Origin of the sequence: Levilactobacillus hammesii DSM 16381 (assembly GCF_001434395.1) — a bacterium.
In the GTDB taxonomy this organism is placed as follows: Bacteria; Bacillota; Bacilli; order Lactobacillales; family Lactobacillaceae; genus Levilactobacillus; species Levilactobacillus hammesii.
On sequence record NZ_AZFS01000066.1, the window covers coordinates 160,276 to 160,686 of the forward strand.

Sequence of the window (411 nt, forward strand, 5' to 3'; positions counted from 1 at the left end):
ATTGTGACAATGACCCGTACGGGATTCGAACCCATGTTACCGCCGTGAAAGGGCGGTGTCTTAAACCACTTGACCAACGGGTCATAACTAAACGGAGAAGGAGAGATTCGAACTCTCGCGCCGCTTCCGCGACCTATACCCTTAGCAGGGGCACCTCTTCAGCCACTTGAGTACTTCTCCATAATGGGCCTAAATGGACTCGAACCATCGACCTCACGCTTATCAGGCGTGCGCTCTAAACCAGCTGAGCTATAGGCCCATATAAAGCGGGTAACGAGAATCGAACTCGCGACAACAGCTTGGAAGGCTGTGGTTTTACCACTAAACTATACCCGCATTATAATGAGATATACTTAATGGCGCGGGACGGAATCGAACCGCCGACACATGGAGCTTCAATCCATTGCTCTA

At 50.6% G+C, this 411-nt stretch carries 5 tRNA genes (1 of these 5 only partly in view); all 5 read right to left on the bottom strand.

Annotated features, from left to right (window positions below):
• Positions 1–10 precede the first annotated feature (10 nt).
• Positions 11–83: transfer RNA gene (locus FD28_RS12900), tRNA-Glu, on the bottom strand.
• A gap of 9 nt (positions 84–92) precedes the next feature.
• A tRNA-Ser gene (locus tag FD28_RS12905) sits at positions 93–180 on the bottom strand.
• A gap of 4 nt (positions 181–184) precedes the next feature.
• Positions 185–259: transfer RNA gene (locus FD28_RS12910), tRNA-Ile, on the bottom strand.
• A 6-nt stretch (positions 260–265) separates the two neighbouring features.
• Positions 266–336: transfer RNA gene (locus FD28_RS12915), tRNA-Gly, on the bottom strand.
• Positions 337–357: 21 nt separating this feature from the next.
• Positions 358–411: transfer RNA gene (locus FD28_RS12920), tRNA-Phe, on the bottom strand; it runs 27 nt beyond the window's last position.